Source organism: Streptomyces tricolor, from assembly GCF_002155905.1.
Taxonomy (GTDB): Bacteria; Actinomycetota; Actinomycetes; order Streptomycetales; family Streptomycetaceae; genus Streptomyces; species Streptomyces tricolor.
In genome coordinates, this window is record NZ_MUMF01000498.1 from 19,101 (window position 1) to 19,502 (window position 402).

Here is a 402-nt window from a genome sequence, read left to right on the forward strand (position 1 = left end):
GGCGCCTTCCTCGCCTTCGGTGACCCTTGCCACGACCCGCTCGCCGGGCAGCGTGTGCCGGACGAACAGCACCTGTCCCTCGGCGGTACGGGCGATGCAGTGGCCACCGTGGGCGACGGGGCCGATCTCGACCTCGTACTCCTCCCCCACCAGAGACTTCTTCGGTTCAGCGGGCATGGCGGGGAGACTCCAGATCGACAGCGGGGCGGCCCCACGAGGGAGCCCGACAGCGGCCCCACGCAGGGGCCCGACAACAGCCCACCAGTCTACGGCCTTCCCGCCCCGCCTCGTTCCGCGGCCGGAGGTTCCCCCAGGCCCACGGCAGGAGACCCGGCATCAGCCCGCGACAGGAGGGGCCTCCCTCAGCCCGGGCCGGAGGCCCCCCTCGGCCCGGGCCGGAGG

At 74.4% G+C, this 402-nt stretch carries 1 protein-coding gene; it reads right to left on the minus strand.

Translation table 11 applies throughout. The features are described 5' to 3' along the window. The coding region (locus CCN44_RS46680) for a TRAM domain-containing protein (protein WP_244203997.1) at positions 1-177 on the minus strand (177 nt) is incomplete at its 3' end. Positions 178-402: the final 225 nt, after the last annotated feature.